Origin of the sequence: Corynebacterium sp. HMSC075F02 (genome assembly GCF_001838335.1) — a bacterium.
Taxonomy (GTDB): Bacteria; Actinomycetota; Actinomycetes; order Mycobacteriales; family Mycobacteriaceae; genus Corynebacterium; species Corynebacterium jeikeium_D.
Genome location: NZ_KV836330.1, coordinates 11,629 through 34,466, shown reverse-complemented (window position 1 = coordinate 34,466; position 22,838 = coordinate 11,629). Strand labels below are relative to the sequence as shown.

Here is a 22,838-nt window from a genome sequence, read left to right as displayed (position 1 = left end):
CTCCTTATCGGGAGCCTATGCGGAAGCCGCGACTTCGCTTAGGCGCCGACGATGTTCTGACCGCAGACGCGCAGGACGTGACCATTGACGCCGAGAGCGCGGTCGGAGACCAGGAAGGCGATTGCCTGGGCGACATCGCCCGGCTGGCCACCCTGCTGCAGCGAGTTCACGCGTCGAGCAACCTGGCGGTTGACGAACGGAATAGCAGCGGTCATGTCGGTCTCGATGAAGCCCGGAGCAACAGCGTTGATGTTGCCGCCGCGCTTAGCAAACTCCTCAGCGTAAGCCTCGACCATTGCGATAACGCCGGCCTTGGAGGTGGCGTAGTTGGTCTGGCCGCGGTTACCTGCGATACCGGAGGTGGAAGCCATGGTGGCAATACGCGGAGCCTTCTCGAAGGCCTTGTGGTTCAGCAGCTGCTCGTTCATCTTCAGCTGAGACTCGATGTTGACGGCGATGACCGAGCCCCACTTGGCGTCGTCCATGTTGGCGAACATCTTGTCGCGGGTGATGCCTGCGTTGTGGATGACGATGTCCAGGCGACCGTAGCGGGCCACAGCGGCATCGGCAATGGCGTTGCCGGCGTCGTCGGCAGTGATGTCCTGCTGCAGAGCCAGGCCACCGAGCTCGTTGGCAACCTTGGACAGAGCCTCGCCCGCCTGTGGAACGTCGATGACGATGACCTCTGCGCCGTCAGCCTTGAGCTGGCGAGCGATAGCGGCACCGATACCACGGGCGGAACCGGTGACAGCGGCAACCTTGCCAGCCAGCGGCTTATCCCAGTCGGACGGGATCTCGCCCGCGTCGGAGGTGACGCGGAGGAACTGGCCGTCGATGAAGGCCGAGCGGCCGGAGAGGAAGAAGTGCAGGGAGGAAATCACGGATGGCGCGGTGACCGAGACCCCCGGAGCAACGAGGATGCCGTTGGCGGTGGAGCCGCCACGAACCTCGTGGCCGAGGGAGCGAATCAGGCCCTCGATACCACCGGCGACAGCGTTCTCAGCGATCTCGGCCGGGGTTGCGTTGTGGTGAGCATCCTTGGCGCGGGAGACGGTGACGATGCGACCACCCTTGTCCAGCTTGCGCATGTGCTTTGCAGCAGCGAGCACTGGGCCCTGCAGCTCTGCCGGACGCTTGGCCTCAGTGGCGACGAGGACAATGGCACCAATCTTGTCGTCAGCGGCGTTGCCACGACGGACCTGCAGACCCCACTCAGCCAGCTGAGCTGCAACTGCGTCTGCATCTGCACCCTCGCCGGTGACGAGCACCTTGTCGTTGTTCAGCAGCGGACCGCCCGGCTTGTGGCGGCGCAGGAACGGTGGCTGCGGCAGGCCAGCGGCCTTAGCCAGTCCAGTGAGCGGACCACCGTTGACGAGTTCCTGGTACTTATCGGTCATGGAAAATTCTCCTTGAAAGTAAAAGTGTCTTTATCGGTGGTGCGCTTTTAGACGCGAGCCTCGAGAACTGCGACAACACCCTGGCCGCCCGCAGCACAAACGGAGATCAGGCCGCGAGTGGTCTTGCCGGTCTCGTCTGCCTTCTGGCGCAGCATCTTGGCGAGGGCTGCCACAATGCGGCCGCCGGTAGCGGCGAATGGGTGGCCGGCTGCCAGAGAAGAGCCCTTGACGTTGAGCTTCTCGCGCGGGATGGAGCCCAGCGGGCCTTCCAGTCCGAGCTTGGTGCGGCAGAACTCCTCGTCCTCCCATGCCTTCATGGTGGACAGGACAGTGCCGGCGAAGGCCTCGTGGATCTCGAAGAAGTCGAAGTCGTCGAAGGTCCAGCCGTTGCGGGCCAGCAGGCGCGGGGTGGCGTAAGCCGGAGCCATCAGCAGGCCCTCGTCGCCGTGGACGAAGTCAACTGCGGCCGCCTCGGAATCGACGACGTCGGCAAGCACCGGCAGACCGCGCTCAGCGGCCCACTCCGGGGTGGAGACGAGGACGGCGGAGGCGCCGTCGGTAAGCGGAGTGGAGTTACCGGCGGTCATGGTCGGCTCTGCTTCCAGGCCGCGGCCGAAGACTGGCTTGAGCTTGGCCAGCTTCTCCGGGGTGGAGTCCGGGCGCATGTTGGTGTCGCGGGAAACGCCCTTGTACGGGGTGACGAGGTCAGTGAAGAAGCCCTCGTCGTAAGCGTTTGCCATGTTCTGGTGGGAAGCGGCGGCGAGCTCGTCCTGCTCGGCGCGGGTAACGCCCCACTTGGCGGTGGTGATTGCCTGGTGCTCACCCATGGACAGGCCAGTGCGTGGCTCGCCGGTCGACGGAGTGTCTGGAGCCAGGTCGGACGGACGAGCCTTCAGGAAGACCTTTGCCATGTCCAGAGTGGACTTCTGGCGGCTGGCCTCCAGCAGGATCTTGCGCAGACGGTCGTTGACAGCAATCGGAGCGTCGGAGGTGGTGTCCACGCCGCCGGCGATGGCGGAGTCAATCTGGCCCAGCTTGATCATGTTGGAGACAGAGTTGAGGGCTTCCATGCCGGTGGCACATGCCATCTGAATGTCGAAAGCCGGGGTGTCCGGCGCCAGTGCGGAGCCGAGGACACACTCACGGGTGAGGTTAAAGTCACGGGAGTGCTTCAGTACAGCGCCGGCGGAGACTGCGCCGAGGCGCTCGCCGCCGATACCGAAGCGAGCGACGAGACCGTCGATTGCGGCGGTCAGCATGTCCTGGTTCGACTCGTTAGCGTATTCCTTGTTAGAACGAGCGAACGGAATGCGGTTACCGCCGACGACGACTGCGCGGCGCAGAGAGTTATTGTTGGCCTGAGCTGCCATGTGATTGTTCCCTTCAAAATCCTTGAAGTGTGACGTGAATTACTAAATTTAGACAATACTGGTATCGGTGTTTTCTGTCACGTTTTTAGAAATATTTTTGCCCAGTCATCTACCGAGCGGGGGAGGTGAGGGGTAAACACCGTCGTCCACCTGTGAAAAATTCGATGGGCAGCACTGCGGAATCTCAAAAGTTTTCCCGCTTGACGACGGTAATTGCGTCAATCCCCACTAGTTGGGGTGGCGGCCGGAGGTATCAATAGAGTGCAAAGGCGTATAGGGGTTTAGACTTTATCGCCATGCGACCTGAACTTTCCTCGTATAACCATCTTTCCGCGGGCAAGGTCCGGGAAATCTACGAGATTGACCCTGAGACTCTGCTGCTTGTGGTCAGTGACCGTATTTCTGCCTTCGACCACATTCTGGAGACCCCGATTCCTGACAAGGGTCGAGTGCTCACCGCGATGAGCGTGTTCTTCTTCGATGAGATTGACTTCCCGAACCACATGGCTGGCCCGGCTGACGATGAGCGCATTCCGGAGGAGTGCCTAGGTCGTGCGCTGGTGTGCAAGAAGCTGGACATGCTGCCATTCGAGTGCGTCGCACGTGGCTACCTGACAGGCTCTGGCCTGGTCGAGTACAAGGAAAACGGCACTGTCTGTGGCATTGAGCTGCCAGAGGGCCTCGTCGAGGGCTCCAAGTTGCCAGAACCGATTTTTACCCCGGCCACCAAGGCTGAGCTGGGCGAGCACGACGAGAATGTCTCCTTCGACGCCGTTGTGGAGTCCCTGGGGCAGAAGCGCGCCGAAGAGCTTCGCGATGCCACCCTGCGCATCTACTCCCAGGCTGCTGAACTGGCTGCTAAGCGCGGCATCATCCTGGCCGACACCAAGTTTGAGTTCGGCCTCGACTCCGACGGCAACCTGGTGCTGGCCGACGAGGTTCTCACCCCGGACTCCTCCCGCTACTGGCCAGCCGACTCCTACCAGGAGGGTTCGGTTAACCCGAGCTTCGACAAGCAGTACGTCCGAAACTGGCTGACCTGCTCCAAGTCCGGCTGGAAGAAGGACGAGGGCACTCCGCCGCCGGCGCTGCCGGGTAGTGTTGTGGAAGCAACTCGCGAGCGGTACGTCGAGGCCTACGAACGACTGTCGGGCCGCCGCTTCTCGGACTGGATTGGAGAACCTGCGTGAGCGAAGTGACCTTGGACTCGGCATCCGTCGGCAAGCCTGCAAAAAAGGATTTGCCCGCACCCCGTGCACAACGGAAGCCGGTGACTCGGTCCTTCCACGGAAGGGACTTCACCGATAACTTCGAGTGGCTCCGCGATAAGGAAAACTCCGAGGTTATCGACTACCTAGAGGCTGAAAATGCCTATACGGAGGCTTTTACCTCCGATCTTGACGGCACCGCGGACGCGATTTTTAAGGAGATCAAGTCGCGCGTGCAGGAGACCGACATGTCGGTCCCAACTCGCCTTAACGGCTGGTGGTACTACTCGCGCACGCAGGAGGGCAAGTCCTACGGGATGAGCTGTCGCGTGCGTGCGGAGGCCGGTGACGGTCTTGCCGCGTGGACGCCGCCGACCATCGCCGACGATGCCCCAGCACCAGGAGAACAGGTCATCCTGGATGCCAACGAGCTGGCCGAAGGCCATGATTTCTTCGCCCTCGGCGCAGCGAGCGTCTCCGCGGACGGCAATCTGCTGGCCTATTCCACCGACGTCACAGGCGACGAACGCTACACGCTGCGCGTAAAGGATCTGCGCACGGGTGAACTGCTTGATGACGAAATTGCGGGCATCGCCGCAGGTGCTACCTGGGTCGGCTCCGAGTGGATCTTCTACCAGAAGGTCGACGAAGCCTGGCGGCCGGATTCCGTGTGGCGTCACCGCGTGGGCACCTCCACCGAGGATGATGTCTGTGTCTTCCATGAGCCCGATGAGGCCTACTGGGTTGGAGTCGGCACGGTACGCAGCGAAAAGTACCTGATTATTGAGAGCTCCTCGAAGATTACTTCCGAGGTTTGGTACCTGGACGCCAGTGACCCGACCGGTGAGTTCACCTGCGTGCGCCCGCGTGAGGCCGGTGTTGAATACGACATCGATCACGCCGTCATTAGCGGCCGGGATATGTGGCTGATTACACACAATATGACTGGTTCGAACTTCGCACTGGCCATGGTGCCGGCGGGGTCTTTCGACAGCATTTCGGATCTCACTGAGCTGGTTCCGCACCGCGATGACGTCCGCGTTGAGGGCGTCGACTGCTTCGCTGGGCACATCGCGTTTGGTTACCGTCGTGGCGGTATTGGCCGTGTGGCGCTGGCGGTATTGGGTCAGGATGAGGATGGTGCTGGCTCCGCTGGTGATGCCTCTGATACAAGCCATGCTGCTGCTCCAGTGCCAGCGTCCGCTGTGAACTTCGTCGAGCTCGACTTCGACGAAGAGCTCTACTCTGCAGGCACTACCGGCAATGCTGAATGGGACACCCCGGTGTTGCGCTACGCTTACGGCTCCTTCACCACGCCGTCGCAGCTTTGGCAGATTGATATTGCCTCGGGCAAGCGGGTGCTGCTCAAGGAGCAGAAGATTCGCGGGAAGTTTAATCGCGGTGATTACGTCGCCAAGCGTGAATGGGTGAGTGCAGCCGACGGTGCCCAGATTCCGGTATCGATTATCCACCGCGCGGACCTGGACCTGAGCAAGCCGAATCCGACGCTGCTCTACGGCTACGGTTCCTATGAAGCCTCGATGGATCCTGGCTTTTCCATCGCGCGACTGTCGCTGCTGGATCGTGGGATGATTTTTGTCATTGCACACGTCCGCGGTGGTGGCGAAATGGGCCGCGGCTGGTGGGAGAACGGTCGCGCAACCACGAAGAAGAACACATTCACTGACTTCGTCGCCGTCGCTGACTACCTGCTGGATTCTGGGTGGACCACACGCGAGCAGCTGGTAGCACTCGGCGGTTCGGCGGGCGGCATGCTGATGGGCGTGGTCGCGAACATTGCTGGCGATAGGTTCGCGGGCATTCAGGCCGTGGTCCCGTTTGTCGACTGCCTGACATCCATGCTGATGCCAGAGCTGCCGCTGACCGTGGTGGAGTGGGATGAGTGGGGCGATCCCTACCACGACCCGGAGGTCTACGACTACATGGCCTCCTACGCGCCGTACGAGAACATCTCGGCCGATGCGAAGTACCCGAAGATTCTCGCGATTACTAGTTTGAACGACACCCGCGTGCTCTACGTGGAGCCGGCAAAGTGGATCGCCAAGCTGCGCGAGGTTGTCGGAGGTCAGCCGGGGCAGTTCCTGCTCAAGACCGAGATGTCCGCAGGTCATGGTGGTGTTTCCGGTCGTTACGAACGCTGGCGTCAGACTGCCTTCGAGTACGCCTGGATTGTCCACACTGCTGGTGCGGTGGAGTAACGGCATGGATATGCGCACGCTGCTGTCCGCGCAGGGTTTTGACACCGATTCGCTTTCCGACGATCAGTTGGCCGTCTACCACACCCTTTTTCGGCGGCGGGATGTGCGCCGCGAATTCGCCGGAGAAGTGGTGGACAGGGAGCGATTGATGCGCGTGTTGGCGGCGGCCCATGCAGCCCCGTCGGTGGGGCTGTCCCAACCGTGGGACTTTCATATCATTCAGAATCCGGACCGCCTGCAGCAGTTTGCCGACCACGTAGCCGGACGTCGCGCTGAATTCGCGGCCAAGCTCGAAGGCGAGCGGCGTGAGACCTTCAATCCGATTCAGATTGAAGGAATCGTGGACTCGGGAACGGGCATCGTCGTCACCTATGACCCGACCCGTGGCGGCAAGAACATTCTCGGCCGCGACACCGTCGATGACACCGGCCTCATGTCAGTCGCGCTGGCTATTCAGAATCTGTGGCTGGCTGCTACGGCAGAGGGGCTCGGCGTCGGCTGGGTCAGTTTCTACCATGAGGATTTCCTGGCTGACTTTGTCGGTGTCGAGGCACCCGTGCGCCCGGTGGCCTGGCTGTGCATTGGTCCAGTAACGCACCTGGCCGAGGAGCGTGACTTGGAGAAGTTCGGTTGGCGCAAGGGACTGGCTCTCGATGAGGTTGTGCATTGGGGATAATCCGCGCTGCAGACGCACATTGATGTGCTGCGATGGCGCTTTTTGAACTCTTATTTGAAAGGCTTCTGAGTATTCTCCAAGCCTTGTCCTCTCCGTTACCAAAAATTTACATACGCCTGTTTTTGTTGAATCCATGGCAGGCAGTGGGGTGCAAGAACAGATTCGGACGACCGACCAGGTCATTCGTCCAGCGGGCAAAGAGCTCGTAACTGTTGACGGTGGTGTGGTCGGTTCGCCGCTTTTGGTGTCGGTGTCGGGTTTGCGCGATGGCACATTGCTCGACGTCGCTCGTTTCGTGGCAGCGATGGAACAGCGCGGTATTACACCGTCTCTGCTGGTAGCGCCGCATGCGGGTAAAAACTGGTCGTTGCGGGAAGCTCCGGCGGTGCTGGATTGGCTCCGCCGTCGTAGCGATGACGGCATCGAGATTGTTCTCGCGGGGTTCGATCAGTCAGTTCGAGGCCGAGGCGCGGAATTTGCGTCGTTAAGCGAACATGAAGCGCGTTTGCGCCTGACCGCCGCAACGCGCCAGATGCGTGCGATGGGTTTTGAGACGGACGTCTTTGCACCACCGAAGTGGACCATGTCGCCCGAGACCATGAACGTGCTGCCGGAGCTGGGCTTCCGAGTGGCAGCGGACCGAAATGGTGTCCGCGACCTGACCACTGGTGCTGTTGATCCGACTCGCGTGCTGGCTATCGGCGAGGGCTTCGGCGGCGCCGGTTGGTGGCGCCGTGCGGTGCGCTCCTCGGTGCAGCGCTCGCTGGAGAAGGGCCGCGCGGTGCGCATCTCCGTTAACGCTTCGAAACTGCGGGAGCACAAGCTGCGCCAGGATGTTGTCGGCATCATTGACCAGGCGGTCGATGGGGGTGCGCAGCCGGTCAACCACTCTTCGGTGCCGCTGGGCCGCGAGCTCTTTGAAGGCATGGAGCAGGTCGGCTAGTCGCTACCTCTGACGGCTATCGGGGGACTGCCCTAGTGTGGGGTTTATGAGCAATCTCTTCGACATCCCAGTGACCACCATCGACGGCAACGAAGCAACGATGAATGACTGGGCAGGCCACGTTCTGCTTATCGTCAACACCGCCTCGGAGTGCGGTTTCACGGATCAGTACGACGATCTGCAAGGACTTTTCGACGAATTCGCACCCCGTGGCTTCTTCGTCCTCGGCTTCCCCTGCAATCAGTTCGGTGGGCAAGAGCCCGGCAACGCCGAGGAAATCAAGCAGTTCTGCCAGCGCGAATTCGGCGTTACCTTCCCGCTCTTCCAAAAGACGAAGGTCAACGGCCATGGCGCGCACCCACTGTACAAGCTGTTGAAGGAAACCCCGGACGCCGACGGCGAGGCTGGGGATGTGAAGTGGAACTTCGAAAAGTTCGTTGTCTCGCCCGAGGGTGAGGTCATCGGCCGTTTCCGCTCCAAGGTCTCGCCTGACGACGATGCTCTGCGCGACCTCATCGAGGAAAACTTGCCTATTTAAACTTGGCTATTTGGTGGCGTCCAGCGGTGCCTGCTCGAAGTAGCCCGTGGCACCGTAGCCCACGATGCCACCTCGGTTGCGCAGGGTCATGCTAGCTAGACCGACCTTGCCAAGCTCATCGCCACCGATGGTGACCCAGTCACCCTGAACCGCGACAACCATGTTGGCGTGCACCCCAAGGCCTGCGGGGTAGCGGTAGAAAATGATGTCACCCACCTGAGGAGAGAAGTCCTTGTCGGTGACGAAAGCATCATGTGCCTTGTAGGCATCCATGAGCTGTTCGACATCCGTAACCAGCCATGGGTTCTCGGCTGCGGCAGCCGAATCCTCGGGCGTATCAAAGACCGGAACACCCGCGGACGCGAGCAGGAATGACAAGAATGGCGCAGTCCAGGAACCGGAGCAGTCGACCGTGTTGCCGAATGCGTCAAGGTTTGGATTCAGCTTCGCGGTCTGGTTCGCAGCTGTGGGTGCAGAACCCGGCCTGGTGGCAGCAGCGGCGGCGACGGCATCTGCATCAGCAGTTGGGTCTGCGTCTGAATTCGGGTGCTCGCCGACCTTGGGGATAACGCTGCGGATGTCGTCATCAGTAGCGCCACACGCCAGGCCGAAGTAAACCTCAGGGGAGGGCTGCTCCTCGTACTGATAGCGCGCAACATCCTTCAGAGCCTGCTGATAGTAAGGGCGGTCTGCCTCGGTGCGGGGGAACGTGCCACCACGCCACGCCAGAACATTGATAGGACCGAAGAGCGTGAACCACCCGGCGAAGAGGAATACCGCCGTCAGTACCAGGATGGAAACAGGCGGGATAGCGGCGCGAACACGTTGCAGCATGCTCGGTGAGGATGCGTTCTCCTGGCCGTCGTCAAGCGATGGTGAGGAAGACTCAGACCGTGCTGCGTGAGGCTGCTGTGCGGGCACAGGCGCGGGTGAATCGGTGGTCATATCTTCTCAGGATAGTAGGCGGCGCTGCGCTCGTCCTTGGCGAGTGCGTCTGAGCCGTACGTAATGGCCTAGTCTGCGGCTCCTGCTGCAGAAGAGGGCGTGCAGTTAAACTGTGGTTCATGACTTCACCCGACATGCGTAACGAGGCCGAGCACGACCCTCGTGAGGATCTGCCGAGCTTCCTGCGTGAGCCGGACAAAATAGACAAGCTTCTCTATGCATCGCTGATGCTGGTTGCCGTGTACGGCTTTGCAATCATCCCGTTCCGTGCGGTTTTGCTGCTCAAGTACACGTTCTTGCACACATGGCTGACAGGATCGAATCTGTCGGTGCTGATTCTCGCGTCGGAAAACGAGGACCGGCCGCTCTTCCTCTTCGCTGTTGTAGTGATTGCGGCGCTTTCGACAATCAAGTTCATGCCGTTCTTCTACTGGATGGGCAAGAAGTGGGGCACGGAATTCATAACGATGAGTTTCGGCGGACACCCACCGCGATGGTTTAAGAAGATGGAGAACTTCATCTATGAACGCATCGGGCTGAGTGTGCTGGCATCGTTTGTGCCATTCTCGCCGATTCCGGCCACGATTGTCGTGGCCATCGGTGGTATTGCGAAGGTGCGCGGCTGGGTAGTAGGCGTGTACCTCTTCTTCTGTGCCGCAATGCTCAAGTGCTTCTACCTGTACTTGGGCCTGAAGTTTGGCCCAAGCATCCAGGGCTCCCTGCAGACGATTGACCGGTACGTCACCTACATCACCTTCGCGCTGATTGGCTGGATGTTCCTATCCATCTGGTGGAAAAACAGGAAGCCGGGTAGCCAGGCGGCTTAATCCTGTTCGCGCTCAATCAGCGGCAGCGGGCTGTACTTGTCACGCAATGCCTTCAGTGACAGATCGTGAGCGTGCAGGCGCTTGTCCTCATCCGTCGTCGGCTGGAAGTGCGGTACCGGCTGCGGGTTGAAATCGTCATCAATTGCGACATACGTCATGGTCGAATGCAGTGCCTTGCGCAGGCCGCCGACACCCTTGCGGGGCTCACAGCAGTAGACCTGCACCGACAGGTGCATCGAGGTCGTGCCTGTACGCAGGATGCGTGCGCGCACCTCAACCAGGTCGCCAATGTGGATTGGGCTGTAGAAGCGAATACCACCTGCGTAGACAGAAATGGTCTGGCGCCCTGCCCAGTTGGTGGTAACTGCCGTCGCAGCCTCGTCGATCCACTCCATGGCGGTGCCGCCGTGGACGTTTCCGCCCCAGTTGACATCGGTCGGCTTTGCCAGGAAACGTGTGGTCAGTTCGGGTGCGGAAGAGTCCGCGGAGTAGGTCTGCGCGCGCATGCTGGCTTCGATGTCGCGGCGGAGCTCAAAACGGGAAAGAGCGGCTTTCTCAACGCGCTCTTCTTCCTCTGTTTGCGGCACCCACTTCGGCACCGGAGTCGACTTACCGTTTTCATCCATGGCCACGAAGATCACCAGGCAGTCAGCTGCGCGGGTGAACTTGCCCTCGCGCGGATCAGCCGAGAGCACTTCGTTGACGATGTGCATGGAACTGCGGCCGGTATGCGCAATCTTGGAGCGCACCTCGACAATGTGGCCACTGGGAATCGGGCGAGTGAAGTGAATGTGACCGAAGTACGCAGTCACGCAGTAGCGTCCCGACCAGCCGGTCGCGCAGGCGTAAGCGGCCTTGTCAATCCACTGCAACACACGGCCGCCGTGGACAGAATTGGTTCCGGCCATAATGACATCGGTCGGCGATGCCATAAAACGGAGTACAAGAGATGGTGACGCTGGAGCATGCACCTGTTCAGCTTTTTCAGTTGACTGCGTATCCATATATGAAAGCATAACTCTAGGATGAGGTTATGGTATCCAAAATCTCGCCTTTCGACGTTCGCAGCGCTCTTTCCACCGCCGCACCCTGGGCGGCGCAACGGCTTCTCGGCCGCGAATTGCTATCTGACCAAGAGGCTGCCTCCTTCATCGGGCCGGATGGGGCGCAGGGGTCGTCGTTAAGCCGTGCGAGCCTTGCCAAAGCGGTACGTCTGTCCGTGCGGATGCTCGCCCAAGAGGCTCCGGGGCATAGCGTCGAGGTGCGCGTGCCGCCCTTCGTCGCGGTCCAGTGCATTGAGGGCCCCAGGCACACGCGCGGTACGCCGCCCAATGTCGTGGAGATGTCGCCGGAGATTTGGCTGGGACTCGCGTGCGGAATGATCACGTTAGAGCAGGTGCAGGCGCACATCGATATGTCGGGAACGCGCGCGGCGGAAATTGGGAATCATCTGCCGGTGGCGCGCATTTCTTAAAGCCCGTGGGGGGATGCTGAATTGGTGCCCAGGCGGGTGGGGCTATTAGTGTGAATGTCGTGGCCGATACCAACATTTCAGGTGCACCAAAGACCAAACTTTTGCCAATTTCGCCATACGACGATTTGGGGGAGACATCCCCGCGCGAAGAATGTGGCGTTTTTGGCGTTTGGGCACCTGGCGAAGACGTGTCCAAACTCACCTACTATGGCCTGTTTGCCCTGCAGCATCGCGGCCAGGAAGCCGCCGGTATCGCAGTCGGCGACGGCGACCAAATTCTCGTATTCAAGGACCTGGGCCTTGTTTCCCAGGTTTTTGATGAGCAGACGCTCGACGCTCTGAAGGGGCACGTAGCGGTGGGGCACACGCGCTACACCACCGCTGGCGCTCCTGCGTGGGAGAATGCACAGCCGATGTTCCAGATGGCCTCCGACGGCACGGACATCGCGCTGGGGCACAACGGCAACCTGACCAACCACCTCACGCTGTTCCATGAGGCGGTCGACAAGGGCCTGCTGCGTGAAGAGGGCGAGCTGCCCAGTGACTCCGCAATCATGACCACTTTGCTTGCCGACGAAACCGGCAAGATTGACCACCCCGAAGATTACGGCTGCAGCACCAATGTAGAAGCGGCCGCGATGGCACTGCTGCCGCGTTTGAAGGGTGCTTTCTGTCTTACTTTCACCGATGGCGAGACGCTGTACGCCGCGCGTGACCCATACGGTGTGCGCCCGCTGTGCCTGGGGCGCCTGTCCGGTGGTTGGGTAGTCGCATCCGAGACTTGCGCGCTGGATATCGTCGGTGCATCGTTCGTCCGCGAGATCGAGCCAGGCGAGATGGTGACCATTGATGCTTCCGGTGTGCGTTCGCAGCGTTTTGCCGAGACCACCCACGCTGGATGCATTTTTGAGTACGTCTACCTGGCGCGCCCGGACTCCAACATCCGTGGTCGCTCCGTCAACGCGGTGCGTCTTGAGCTGGGCCGCCAGTTGGCACGTGAGTTCCCGGCTGACGGTGACCTGGTGATGCCGGTGCCGGAATCCGGTACCCCGGCCGCTGTTGGATACGCCCAGGAATCGGGCATCCCGTTTGGACAGGGGCTGACCAAAAACGGTTACGTGGGGCGTACCTTCATTCAGCCTTCGCAGACGATTCGTCAGCTGGGCATCCGACTGAAGCTGAACCCACTGAAGGAAGTTATCGCCGGTAAGCGCTTGGTCGTGGTCGATGACTCCATCGTCCGCGGCAACACTCAGCGTGCCCTGATTCGCATGCTGCGTGAGGCCGGTGCAAAGGAAGTGCACGTGCGCATCGCCGCGCCGCCGGTGAAATGGCCGTGCTTCTACGGCATTGACTTCGCCTCTCCGGGCGAGCTGTTGGCCAACGGCGTAGATGAGAATGACATCGTCGCCGGTATCGCAACCGCGATTGGCGCCGACAGCCTGGGATTTGTCTCCATCGATGGCATGGTCGCCGCTTCCGAACAGGCAAAGAGCGAAGTGTGCTGTGCCTGCTTCGATGGCAAATACCCACTGGGGCTGCCGGAGGGCAATCCGAATGCGGCAGCTGTGGAGAGGATGCAGGCAGCCCAGGCTGCCAAAGCCGCAACGAGCAATTAGCCTCGAAACCTCCTTAGAATGAACTACGAGAACTGAACCGAGAACGAAGCGCAAGCGGTGCCGTGGAGTGCAGCCGTTGCTTTGTTCCTGGTCCGCCAATACTCCCGGATACGGCAGTAACGCCGCCCGGGGGAGAAAGTTTAAAGCGAGAGCCTCTAATGACCGAGAACGTTTCTGGTGCTTCCTACGCTGCAGCCGGTGTCGACATCGAAGCCGGCGACCGCGCTGTTGAACTATTCGCCCCGATTGCCAAGAAGGCCACTCGCCCAGAGGTCCGTGGCGGGCTCGGTGGTTTTGCCGGCCTGTTTGCACTGGGCAACTACGAAAAGCCGCTGCTGGCCGCATCCTCCGATGGTGTGGGGACCAAGTTGGCCGTGGCGCAGGCCGTCGGCAAGCACGACACCATTGGCCTGGACCTGGTCGCCATGGTCGTCGATGATCTGGTCGTGTGCGGTGCCGAGCCGCTGTTCCTGCAGGACTACATTGCAATTGGCAAGGTCGTGCCGGAGCACGTCGCCGAGATCGTTTCCGGCATCGCCGAGGGTTGTGTCCAGGCGGGTTGCGCGCTCCTGGGTGGCGAGACTGCAGAGCACCCGGGTGTGATGGAACCGGGTGAGTACGATGTCTCAGCTACCGGCGTCGGTGTCGTGGAAGAGGACAAGCTTCTCGGCCCGGACCGCGTGCGTGAGGGCGATGTCATTATCGCCATGGAGTCCTCTGGACTTCACTCCAATGGCTACTCGCTGGCTCGCTACGTTCTCCTGGAGAAGGCCGGTCTGGAGCTCGACGGTTATGTCGAGGATTTCGGGCGCACCCTCGGTGAGGAGCTGCTGGAGCCAACCAAGATTTATGCGAAGGATTGCCTGGCTCTCATGAACGAGGCCGAGGTCCGCACTTTCTGCCACGTCACCGGTGGTGGATTGGCTGGCAACATGGTTCGCATCATGCCGGAAGGCCTGACCGCCGACATGAGCCGCGCAACTTGGACCCCGGGTCCGATTTTCAAGACCATTGCTGAGCTCGGCAACGTCTCCCGCGAGGAGATGGAGAAGACCTTCAACATGGGTGTTGGCATGGTTGCGATTGTTTCCGCAGAGGACCGCGATCGTGCCCTGGCTCTGCTGACTGCCCGCCACATCAACGCTTGGGAGCTGGGTACTGTCCGCAAGAGCGAGGCTGGCGAGGACGGGGCTGTTTTGCGCGGCAGCCACCCGCGCTTCTAAGCGTCGGCCGGCCGTCGGTTTACTGCGACGGGCGGCCGGGGACTGGGCCGGCTGGTCTGCCGTGGAGGGCGGCCTACTGATGCGACGGGGCGGTCTAGATTCTGGGTTGCACAACGGAGATCCCAGAAAACCACGGGCTGCAAATGTGAAACTGTATGAGTTTATGACACTTTCGAGCCGTTTTTCGGGCGATTTTTGTCATAAACGCAGTCAGTAACTCGGATTGATCCGCCACCGCCGAACATAATCGGCGGAACATAAACGCAGTCGACTAAGCAAAAGCAAGCACCCACCAACGGAATCGTTGGTGGGTGCTTGCTTTATTGAAATAGAAACGCTTTGCGGAAAATACGACAGCGGTTAGCTTGCGCTAGCTGTCGCGACCAGCGCCTGAGGCCCATTCCTCCCAGTCAGAGTAATAGTCGTCTCGATCGGACTCGTTCGACTTGCCGACGAGTTCCCGCTGCAGACGTTCCAAATCCATTTCTGGTGAATCGTACTTGAGCTGACGGGCAACCTTCGCCTGCTTTGCTTTCGCACGGCCGCGACCCATGGCCTGACCCCCTTGTGTAATCCGTGGGGCGGCACGGGGATACGGCCGACCCACTTATGTCTTATTGCGTTAATTCCTGTAAGACACCATAGCCGATTTTTAGACGAAGGGGTTACGCGGGGAGGCCCATAGTGGGTCGTGTCCTCGCGCTCAGACAACTCAATATGTGCTGTGGCCTGGGGAAATGTCCTTTCTGAAAAAGAATGGAAAAAGTTATTTTTTCACCACTCTGTCTGGTGGCTTTACCTATTTCCTGTTACCTATTTCCCACGCAGGCGGTTGATGGCCACACGGCCCGGCGGCAGCTGCTCAACGCGGTCGATGGAGGAAGGGTCGACGGCCACGGCGCAGTCACCCACCACAAGGCCCTCGCGCTCCTGAGCTGAGCGTTTAAGCAGAGCCAAAGCAATCGGGCCGTAATCGGCATGTTGCACGACGGTGCCCACGCGGCCCACGGCGCGCTTGCCCATCATCACTGGATTGCCGGTTTCCGGCAGGGTGGCCGAGCCGTCGAGCTGCAGCATCACCAAAACTCGTGGGGAGCGACCAACATTGTGGACACGTGATACCGTCTCTTGGCCGCGATAGCAGCCCTTGTCCAAGTGCACGGCAGCCGTGTCGAATTCAGAAGCAATCCAGCGGGGAGCCTCATGCGGAATCATCTTCTCGTCTACGTCGATTCCCAGCTCGGGCCGCAAGGAGACTACGCGTTCGGCCTCCCAGCCCATCAGGCCGACTGGGGAGGCGCCAGCGGCCACCAGCGCGTCCCAAGCACCGACTAAATCCTGTCGGCGTACGAGCACATCCACACGCCCGCCGCGTGGCCACGGCAGGTGCCGGACGTAGGAATGTCCCACAGTCGTAGCTTTACCCACCTGCGGGAATGCGAGACCAGCGGCTACCAGGACCTCAGGGGCATTCGGCCCCATGACGGAAATAATCGCCCTTTCTACCTCAGCAATTTCCACCTTGGACCAGAACACCATCATGTTCAGGTACTTCAACAGGGAGTCGAAGCCGGCAGGGGGCACGTCGATAAGCACGGAATCGTCCAAAACAGTCAACGTCATGTGATGGAGAACGTGACCGTTTGCATCCAGGTTCAGTGCTTCAGTGACAGTGCCGGGAGCGGCTTCGTCGACCTTCTGCGAAAAAAGTGTGTTGAGGTAGGTCAGGCGATCCTCGCCAGTGACCTCAATAACGCGGTAGTACGAGCGATCTACTACGCCGCAGTCCTCCTGCAGGTGACGTTGCTCTACCAGCGGACGGCCGTAGTGCCATGCCACGCTAGCTTGCCCTGTGGTTTGCTCAACGTTTTTCGCTGAGTTTCCGTCTGGGGCGTTCTCTGAGGCCTTCTCCAAACCTTCCATCTGTCCGCCCAGTTCGAGGGCAGCGGCGCCAGCCACGTGAGACATCAAAGGACTTACATACTCAACACTCACTCCCTCATGTTAACCAGAAATCCTCAAATTAAGCATGGATTAAGCTTGTGTGTATGACGGATTCGCTTTCTTCTCTAGTGCTTATCGACGTCTTCGCAGACGGCGGCCCGATTGCTGTCGAGGCAGGACAGCCGTTCCTCTACGCGGATGATCTCGGAGCTATTCGCGGCGACGGAGTTTTTGAAACACTCCTGGTCAGGGGTGGTCATACCTGTAATACTGACCGGCACGAGAAGCGATTCGCATCGTCAGCGCTAATGCTGGATTTGCCAACCCCAGATCTGCAGCAGTGGCGGGCGGCTACCGAGGTCGCACTACAGGAGTTGCGCGATAGGTCAATTGAGGGGGATGCGACGTTGCGGTGGGTGTACTCGCGTGGTCGTGAGTCCACCGGAGAGCCGACTGGCTACGTTTTGGCTAGCTCCGCGGAAAAGGTGGCGGAAAACCGTCTGAAGCCGGTATCGGTCATGCTTGCAGAGCGCGGTTTCTCGCTCGACCTTGGCTCCCGTGCACCGTGGGCGCTCATCGGCGCGAAAACGTTGTCATACGCAGCTAATATGGCCGCTTTGCGCTATGCCAAGTCCAAGGGTTTTGACGATGTCATCTTCACGTCCGCAGAGGGCAAGCTCTTGGAAGGCCCAACATCGACCATCATCGTTCAGCGCGGCAATGAACTGCTGACTCCCAACCCCGGTGAAGGAGTGCTGCCGGGCACAACTCAGGCAGCGCTGTTTGAAACAGCCGCCAACTGCGGCTGGAAAGTCACCCCGACGGTCCTGGTGCCCGGGGACCTATTCACCGCCGATGCGGTATGGCTGGTGTCTTCGGTGCGTATCGCGGTCGTGGTTAAGTCCATCGATGGTGAGCCCATCCGGCAGCCGGATGCAATCGCGGAAAAGGAATTCCGCGACCTGTGTGACAAGGCGCTGGCGACGCAGTAGGGCCCCAAATAGTAGGGCTTGATGCAGTTGGGCGACGCAGTAAGGCCACACAACGCCCGTCGTAAAGCGGGGAGAACCTAGCCCGCGTAGCGCTTGAGCTGCGCGGACATGCGGGGAGCGAATTCCTCATCCCGCAGGCGCTCGTCCACCCACCCGAGATCGTTGTTCGGCATCAGACCGTAGAGGCGCTTGCCCGGGCCAAGGGATGCAGGACCGGTAGCAGTGACCATTGTGGAGGCTGCCTGCAGTTCCCATGCACGCTCGGAAACCGGCTTGCCGTAGTAGATCTCAGTGACGCCGGTGGAGTGGACGCAGATGAACTCAATCTCGTCCTCGTTGTTAATGCGCCAAAATCCTGTTTCGCGCTGGTCAGGGCCGGTCGGCTTGCCTTCTTCGTCCAGCTTCCAGATGCGCGACTCATACTTCAGGTAGTTCTCGCCATCGTGGCTGAAGATGAGCTGCTGGCCGAAGCTGTACTCGCCGTCGACGACAGTGTTCGCCTGCCCCTCACCGCGCCACACGCCGACCAGCGGCAGTAGTGCCAGCAGGCCGTCGTGAATATTCGGGCCGAAGCGCAGGTTAGCGGTCTCGTCGGGGATCGGGAGCCCCTCAAGCTCAGTGATGTTGCGCGTAGCGGTGCTCTTGGCCTGTTCGGCCGCGCGGTTGATGGCCTCGTTGCCGTCGAGGCGAGGGGCTTCCGCAGCTGCAGGCTCCTGTGCAGCGGCGTCTGTCTGGTTGCTGCCATTCTTCTCGGTCATGCTTCACACTCTACCGCTGAAGCTCTTGTGGCCATGTATGGGCTGTTGTCGCATGGTGCTAACGCTGCACCGACGCTTAACGGCGATGCTTGACGACGGCCTTAGCGACGCACCCGACAGTTCTTCTCCGGCAGCTTCTCCGTGGATTGAGCTGACGCCTCGGCATCCTGCTGGGATGTCGGCGGCATGAAGTTTGTTGGCGACACGGTGCACAGAATCTGTTCGCCTTCGATGGTGATAGAACCGCCCGACACGTACACGCGAGTCGCCGGCATGCCCATCGGTATCTCTGAATCCCGCAGCGTCAGAGCGAAGGTGTCCATGATGTGCTGCGTATCAGCCTCAGACAGCTCAGGTTTGATGTGGCTTTTAGAATCCGTTGGGGACGAGGGCGCAGAAATAATCTCCATCGGCGTAATGACCACGTCGCGGCTGACAATGCGCAACTTCGCCGTAACCTGGGTTTTTCCCTGCCATCCGGCTGGCGTGGCCTCGAAGATAGCCTCGGTCTCCCAGCCGCCGGTGGGGGAGGAGTCCTTCAGGCTCTGGATGCTCAAATCGGTCAGTCCCAGCTTGTTTCCCAGAGAGACACCGTCGAGCGAGAGCTTAGTGAAGTACTGCTTCGTCGGCGATTCTGGGAAATTACCGCTGAGCACTGCCGATGCCGGGATCTTAACGTTGGAAGCTCCGTACTCCAGAGATACCAAGCCGAAGTCGGGCACCTCGACATCGCGGATGCGCGAGGTTACGGAGCTCCACTTACCCGTAACAAAGGAAGACAAGTAGGCCTTGCCACCAATGGCGACGTATGGGGTCATCTCCAGCTGAGCAGTCTCCTGAATATGCTCGGAGAGCTTGTACTCCGCATGGCTGGCGAAGCCCATGTCGGTGGCGACTACCAGCGCGGCAACGGCGAGGATAGAGCCACCGATCTTCTTCTGTCGTCGGGAAATGGACACACTCTATTAGTACCCCATCGCTTTTGGCTCAGACGACATCGGGGAAGTGTTGAATTCGCTGCTGTGTATAGGGTGGGGCGTATGAACGTAACCGAACTGCTTGACGTAGACACCACCGTCGCCAGTACGCTGCTGCAGCACGCCCACTCCACCGACGGCGTGGAGGCGTTCGGCGAGGCTTTCGTCCGAGGGCTTGACGACGACTCTTTCGGGCATCGACACTTTGCGATTATTGAGAACGACCGTTACTTGGGCCTGGCAGCCGTTGCGCCGGATGCAGTGGAGATGGTTGTTGATCCGGAGTTTCGTAAGCAAGGAGTGGGGGCGAAGCTGCTAGCGCACATCGATGCTGAGGTCGGCGAGCGCCTGCCTATCTGGGCTCACGGAGATGTTGCCGGTGCCAGTCGTTTGGCAGAGTTGACGGGACGCAAGGTCATCCGCGAGCTGTTGCAGATGTCCATTTCGAGCTCAGCGTTGGAGAAGGCGGCGGGGGACGTCGATAAGCGTGATGATGTTGAAGCGCTAACCCTGACTGCGGCACGTGCGAAGTGGGGTGAGGCGGCCGTGGATCGGGCGTGGTTGGCTGTGAATAACGAGGCGTTTGACTGGCATCCGGAGCAGGGTGGTTGGTCGCAGCCACAACTCGATCGAGCTCGAAACGTGCAGTGGTTCGACCCGGAGGGCGTTTTCTTTGCTGCGGATGTGGCCGGGGCGCGCGACAGTGCGGAGGAGATTTGCGGTTTCCACTGGACGAAGTGGCACGCCGAGGAGTCTGTGCCAACTGGTGAGGTGTATGTGATCGGGCTGAGCTCGAAGGCACGCGGACGTGGCCTGGGGCGATGGCTGACCAATGTTGGGCTTTCCTATCTCCGGAACCGGGGAGCGGAAAAGGTAATTCTCTATGTGGAAGGCGACAATGCGCCGGCAGTGCGCACGTACCGTGCGGTCGGTTTCGAGGTGGCCCGCCGTGATGTGATGTACGGCGCGTAGATGCGACGGTTCGGTTTATTGGGGGAGTTATTGAAGGCGAGTTGTTGAAGGGGGAGCTTAGCTTTATCTCAGTTTTAGGTGGTTTTCCTCTGGCGCGGGGGCAATGATTCTTGTGTTTTTGAGGAGATGCTGTCCAATCCTCAGTGTTTCAGGGGCGCATTTTAGGGCCTCTTACAGGGAAAATGAGGATAAATAAAGAATTACTTGCGCCGTTCACCAATTGTTAATGTTCTGAACAGGTTCCGGTTACTATCGGTAGATAGGTTCAGCGCAGTGGACCGGAGTGTGGCGGTTCCACGTGAACTGTTTCACTCATTGTGTAAAACCCCGGAGGATTTACTGTGCTGAAGAAGAACCGTGCGGCATCTGTCATTGGTTTGGCCGCTGTTGCAAGCCTTACCCTGGCTGCTTGCTCTGAAGAGGGCGGCGAAGGCGCTTCTAACGTTGAGGGTCTGGCTGACGTCACCGGTGAGCTGCAGGGCGAGGGCGCTACCTCGCAGCAGCGCGCCATGGATTTGTTTGCCACCAAGTTTGAAGAGACCGGCTCGACCCTGTCGTACAACGCATCTGGCTCTGGTTCCGGTCAGACTCAGTTCATTGCCGGCACCGTTGCTTTCGCTGGCTCTGACTCCCCGCTGAAGGAGAAGGACGGCAAGGACCAGGTCGCAGAGGCTAAGAAGCGCTGCGACGGCAATGAAGCATGGCACCTGCCGATGGTTATCGGTCCGGTTGCCGTTGCCTACAACCTCGAGGGTGTTGACGTCGCTCTGACCCCGGCTCTGGTTGCTGAAATCTTCGACGGCAAGATCACCAAGTGGAACGACCCGAAGATCGCTGAGGTCAACGAGGGTGTCGATCTTCCGGAGAAGGACATCAAGGTTGTCTACCGCTCTGAGGAGTCCGGTACTACTGATAACTTCATGAAGTTCCTGAGCGCAGCTGCTCCGGAGCAGTGGCAGCACGAGGCTTCCAAGTCCTTCCCGACTGCTACTGGCCAGGGTGCTAACGGCTCGGCTGGTGTTGTCAACGAGGTCGCCAACATCGACGGTGCTATCACCTACGTCGAGGCTGGCTTCGCTGAGGACAAGGACCTGGGCATCGCCAAGATGGACTTCGGTCATGGTCCGGTTGAGCTGAACAACGACACCGTCGGTAAGGCTCTGGATTCCGTCACGTTCAAGACTGAGGGTCACAACATGGTTGTTGACACCGACGCTCTGTTCGCAATGGATGAGGAAGGCGCTTACCCGCTGGTTCTGACCACTTACGAAATCGTCTGCTCCGCTGGTTACGACGAGCAGACTCGTGACCTGGTTAAGAACTTCCTGAAGGTTGTTCTGGAAGAGGGCCAGGGCCCAGAGCTCGAAGAGCTGGGTTACATCCCGGTTCAAGGTGAGTTCAAGGACAAGCTGTCCGCAGCGGTTGACGCTATCAAGTAATTCTTTGCGTGCAACGCGGGTGAAAGCAGAGTGAGCTCTGTCGTTACCCCAGTTGGCGCGAGGGTCACTTCAGCCGGCCACGCAGATTTGAGCTGTAGGCCGAAAACCTGACGTAGACCGGTTGGCTTTATATATCGACACCTCAGTTGATTGGGTACCGCTCGTAGAGGGGTACTGAGGCCAATCGGTCTTCATGTGCGTTGAAGCACAAATCACTTCTACTTAGGAAATGAGATCATGAGTTCCTCGACTCCCATTGAAGGGAAGCAGGAGGCTGTAGACAGCAGTCTGTTGCAGTCCTCAGCACCGCAGGTGGATTCCTCCGGCGACGAGAGCTCGGAAGAGCAAGCCATTCAGACCGGCGTTGTTCGTCCTGGTGACCGAATCTTCAAGATTCTGGCGGTAGGATCTTCCGCATTGGTGACTGCTGCCATCATCGCAATTGCAGTGTTCCTGCTCCTGCGCGCAGTTCCGGCAATGTCCCGTAACGAAGCGAACTTCTTCACCTACACCGAACGATGGAACCTGGCGGATACCTCCGCCATGTACTTCGGTATTCCGAACATGTTTCTGGTGACCGTCGCGGTTTCCATCCTGGCGCTGATTCTGGCTATGCCGGTTGCGCTGGGTATTGCCATCTTCCTGACTGCCTATGCTCCAAAGAAGATGGTCAAGCCGCTGGGTTACCTCGTGGATTTGCTGGCCGCAGTGCCGTCGATTGTTTACGGTCTGTGGGGCTTTATGGCTCTCGGTCCGGCATTGGCTGGTCTGTACGGGTGGTTGGCTAAGACGCTGGGCTTTATCCCGATGTTTGCCCTGTACCCAAACTCGCCGGCATTCGAGACCGGTCGAAACCTCTTCACCGGTGGCATTGTGCTGGCAATTATGATTCTGCCGGTTATTGCGGCTACCACCCGTGAGGTCTTTGTTCAGACCCCGCGTGGTCACATTGAGGCATCGCTGGCTCTCGGTGCGACCCGTTGGGAGATGGTCAAGCTGGCTATTCTGCCATTCGGTCGTTCTGGCTTTATCTCCGGCTCGATGCTGGGTCTGGGACGTGCCCTCGGTGAGACGATGGCTCTGTACCTCGTAATCTCCCCGTCCTCGGCATTCCGTGGCTCGCTTTTCGACGGTGGTACCACCTTCGCAACCGCAATTGCTAATGCGGCACCGGAGTTCAATGACAACCTCAAGGCCGGCGCTTACATGTCCGCAGGTTTGGTGCTGTTCTTGCTGACCTTCGTGGTCAACTCCGCAGCCCGAATGATTGCGAAGAAGTAGCAAGGTCGTAGGAAAAGAAACGAGAAGTAACAATGA

At 59.7% G+C, this 22,838-nt stretch carries 21 protein-coding genes; 13 read left to right on the top strand and 8 right to left on the bottom strand.

All coding sequences use genetic code 11. From position 1 onward, the window contains the following. Positions 1-38: 38 nt before the first annotated feature. A complete protein-coding gene (locus tag HMPREF2920_RS10495) occupies positions 39-1,397 on the bottom strand; it encodes a 3-oxoacyl-ACP reductase (protein WP_049173074.1) in 1,359 nt (452 codons plus the stop codon). A 47-nt stretch (positions 1,398-1,444) separates the two neighbouring features. Next, positions 1,445-2,767, bottom strand: coding sequence for an acetyl-CoA C-acetyltransferase (locus HMPREF2920_RS10490; RefSeq protein WP_016421400.1), 1,323 nt, complete (start codon positions 2,765-2,767; stop codon positions 1,445-1,447). Between the two features lie 296 nt (positions 2,768-3,063). On the opposite strand from HMPREF2920_RS10490, the gene HMPREF2920_RS10485 reads away from it, so the two are divergent. The 5 genes from HMPREF2920_RS10485 to HMPREF2920_RS10465 all read left to right on the top strand — a co-directional run bounded on the left by HMPREF2920_RS10485 (position 3,064) and on the right by HMPREF2920_RS10465 (position 8,351). After that, positions 3,064-3,957, top strand: coding sequence for a phosphoribosylaminoimidazolesuccinocarboxamide synthase (locus HMPREF2920_RS10485; protein WP_049173073.1), 894 nt, complete (start codon positions 3,064-3,066; stop codon positions 3,955-3,957). Positions 3,958-3,962: 5 nt separating this feature from the next. Further along, complete coding sequence (locus HMPREF2920_RS10480) at positions 3,963-6,194, top strand: S9 family peptidase (protein ID WP_370449653.1); 2,232 nt, start codon at positions 3,963-3,965, stop codon at positions 6,192-6,194. Between the two features lie 4 nt (positions 6,195-6,198). Further along, positions 6,199-6,870, top strand: a complete 672-nt coding sequence (gene bluB / locus HMPREF2920_RS10475; RefSeq protein WP_049173072.1) for a 5,6-dimethylbenzimidazole synthase — start codon at positions 6,199-6,201, stop codon at positions 6,868-6,870. A 133-nt stretch (positions 6,871-7,003) separates the two neighbouring features. Next, positions 7,004-7,813, top strand: coding sequence for a polysaccharide deacetylase family protein (locus tag HMPREF2920_RS10470; RefSeq protein ID WP_222865562.1), 810 nt, complete (start codon positions 7,004-7,006; stop codon positions 7,811-7,813). 46 nt (positions 7,814-7,859) lie between these two features. After that, positions 7,860-8,351 carry a glutathione peroxidase gene (locus HMPREF2920_RS10465; RefSeq protein WP_049173070.1) on the top strand — a complete coding sequence of 164 codons (492 nt, stop codon included), beginning with the start codon at positions 7,860-7,862 and terminating at the stop codon, positions 8,349-8,351. 6 nt (positions 8,352-8,357) lie between these two features. Here HMPREF2920_RS10465 and HMPREF2920_RS10460 read toward each other — a convergent pair whose 3' ends face one another. Next, a complete protein-coding gene (locus HMPREF2920_RS10460) occupies positions 8,358-9,296 on the bottom strand; it encodes a hypothetical protein (RefSeq protein WP_224783816.1) in 939 nt (312 codons plus the stop codon). Positions 9,297-9,415: 119 nt separating this feature from the next. On the opposite strand from HMPREF2920_RS10460, the gene HMPREF2920_RS10455 reads away from it, so the two are divergent. Further along, positions 9,416-10,123, top strand: coding sequence for a hypothetical protein (locus tag HMPREF2920_RS10455; RefSeq protein WP_049193818.1), 708 nt, complete (start codon positions 9,416-9,418; stop codon positions 10,121-10,123). Here the strand turns inward: HMPREF2920_RS10455 and HMPREF2920_RS10450 are convergent. After that, a complete protein-coding gene (locus tag HMPREF2920_RS10450; protein ID WP_016421392.1) occupies positions 10,120-11,127 on the bottom strand; it encodes an acyl-CoA thioesterase in 1,008 nt (335 codons plus the stop codon). The two genes, HMPREF2920_RS10455 and HMPREF2920_RS10450, sit on opposite strands and share 4 nt — an antisense overlap. A 29-nt stretch (positions 11,128-11,156) precedes the next feature. On the opposite strand from HMPREF2920_RS10450, the gene HMPREF2920_RS10445 reads away from it, so the two are divergent. The 3 genes from HMPREF2920_RS10445 to purM all read left to right on the top strand — a co-directional run bounded on the left by HMPREF2920_RS10445 (position 11,157) and on the right by purM (position 14,439). Beyond that, the gene (locus tag HMPREF2920_RS10445; protein ID WP_016421391.1) at positions 11,157-11,597 is read left to right on the top strand and encodes a sterol carrier family protein; all 441 of its coding nucleotides are present in this window, start codon (positions 11,157-11,159) and stop codon (positions 11,595-11,597) included. Positions 11,598-11,647: 50 nt separating this feature from the next. After that, complete coding sequence (gene purF, locus HMPREF2920_RS10440; protein WP_049173068.1) at positions 11,648-13,216, top strand: amidophosphoribosyltransferase; 1,569 nt, start codon at positions 11,648-11,650, stop codon at positions 13,214-13,216. 158 nt (positions 13,217-13,374) lie between these two features. Continuing rightward, positions 13,375-14,439, top strand: coding sequence for a phosphoribosylformylglycinamidine cyclo-ligase (gene purM / locus HMPREF2920_RS10435; RefSeq protein WP_016421389.1), 1,065 nt, complete (start codon positions 13,375-13,377; stop codon positions 14,437-14,439). A 370-nt stretch (positions 14,440-14,809) separates the two neighbouring features. On the opposite strand, the gene HMPREF2920_RS10430 is transcribed toward purM, so the two are convergent. Both HMPREF2920_RS10430 and HMPREF2920_RS10425 read right to left on the bottom strand, forming a co-directional pair. Beyond that, positions 14,810-14,992, bottom strand: coding sequence for a DUF3073 domain-containing protein (locus tag HMPREF2920_RS10430; protein WP_005511943.1), 183 nt, complete (start codon positions 14,990-14,992; stop codon positions 14,810-14,812). 260 nt (positions 14,993-15,252) lie between these two features. Next, on the bottom strand, positions 15,253-16,407 hold the full coding sequence (locus HMPREF2920_RS10425) for a CAF17-like 4Fe-4S cluster assembly/insertion protein YgfZ (protein ID WP_049190237.1): 1,155 nt from the start codon (positions 16,405-16,407) through the stop codon (positions 15,253-15,255). Positions 16,408-16,487: 80 nt separating this feature from the next. Between HMPREF2920_RS10425 and HMPREF2920_RS10420 the strand changes: the two genes are divergently transcribed. Beyond that, a complete protein-coding gene (locus tag HMPREF2920_RS10420) occupies positions 16,488-17,375 on the top strand; it encodes an aminodeoxychorismate lyase (protein WP_049190238.1) in 888 nt (295 codons plus the stop codon). 77 nt (positions 17,376-17,452) lie between these two features. Here the strand turns inward: HMPREF2920_RS10420 and HMPREF2920_RS10415 are convergent, their stop codons facing one another. Beyond that, positions 17,453-18,133, bottom strand: a complete 681-nt coding sequence (locus HMPREF2920_RS10415; protein ID WP_070854163.1) for a heme-binding beta-barrel domain-containing protein — start codon at positions 18,131-18,133, stop codon at positions 17,453-17,455. 101 nt (positions 18,134-18,234) lie between these two features. Further along, the gene (locus HMPREF2920_RS10410) at positions 18,235-19,092 is read right to left on the bottom strand and encodes an LmeA family phospholipid-binding protein (RefSeq protein ID WP_070601616.1); all 858 of its coding nucleotides are present in this window, start codon (positions 19,090-19,092) and stop codon (positions 18,235-18,237) included. Between the two features lie 81 nt (positions 19,093-19,173). On the opposite strand from HMPREF2920_RS10410, the gene mshD reads away from it, so the two are divergent. The 3 genes from mshD to pstC all read left to right on the top strand — a co-directional run bounded on the left by mshD (position 19,174) and on the right by pstC (position 22,802). Further along, on the top strand, positions 19,174-20,082 hold the full coding sequence (gene mshD / locus HMPREF2920_RS10405; protein WP_070854162.1) for a mycothiol synthase: 909 nt from the start codon (positions 19,174-19,176) through the stop codon (positions 20,080-20,082). A 341-nt stretch (positions 20,083-20,423) separates the two neighbouring features. Then, positions 20,424-21,521 carry a phosphate ABC transporter substrate-binding protein PstS gene (pstS, locus tag HMPREF2920_RS10400; protein ID WP_016421383.1) on the top strand — a complete coding sequence of 366 codons (1,098 nt, stop codon included), beginning with the start codon at positions 20,424-20,426 and terminating at the stop codon, positions 21,519-21,521. Between the two features lie 237 nt (positions 21,522-21,758). Then, the gene (gene pstC / locus HMPREF2920_RS10395; protein ID WP_049173061.1) at positions 21,759-22,802 is read left to right on the top strand and encodes a phosphate ABC transporter permease subunit PstC; all 1,044 of its coding nucleotides are present in this window, start codon (positions 21,759-21,761) and stop codon (positions 22,800-22,802) included. The last annotated feature ends 36 nt before the right edge of the window (positions 22,803-22,838 follow it).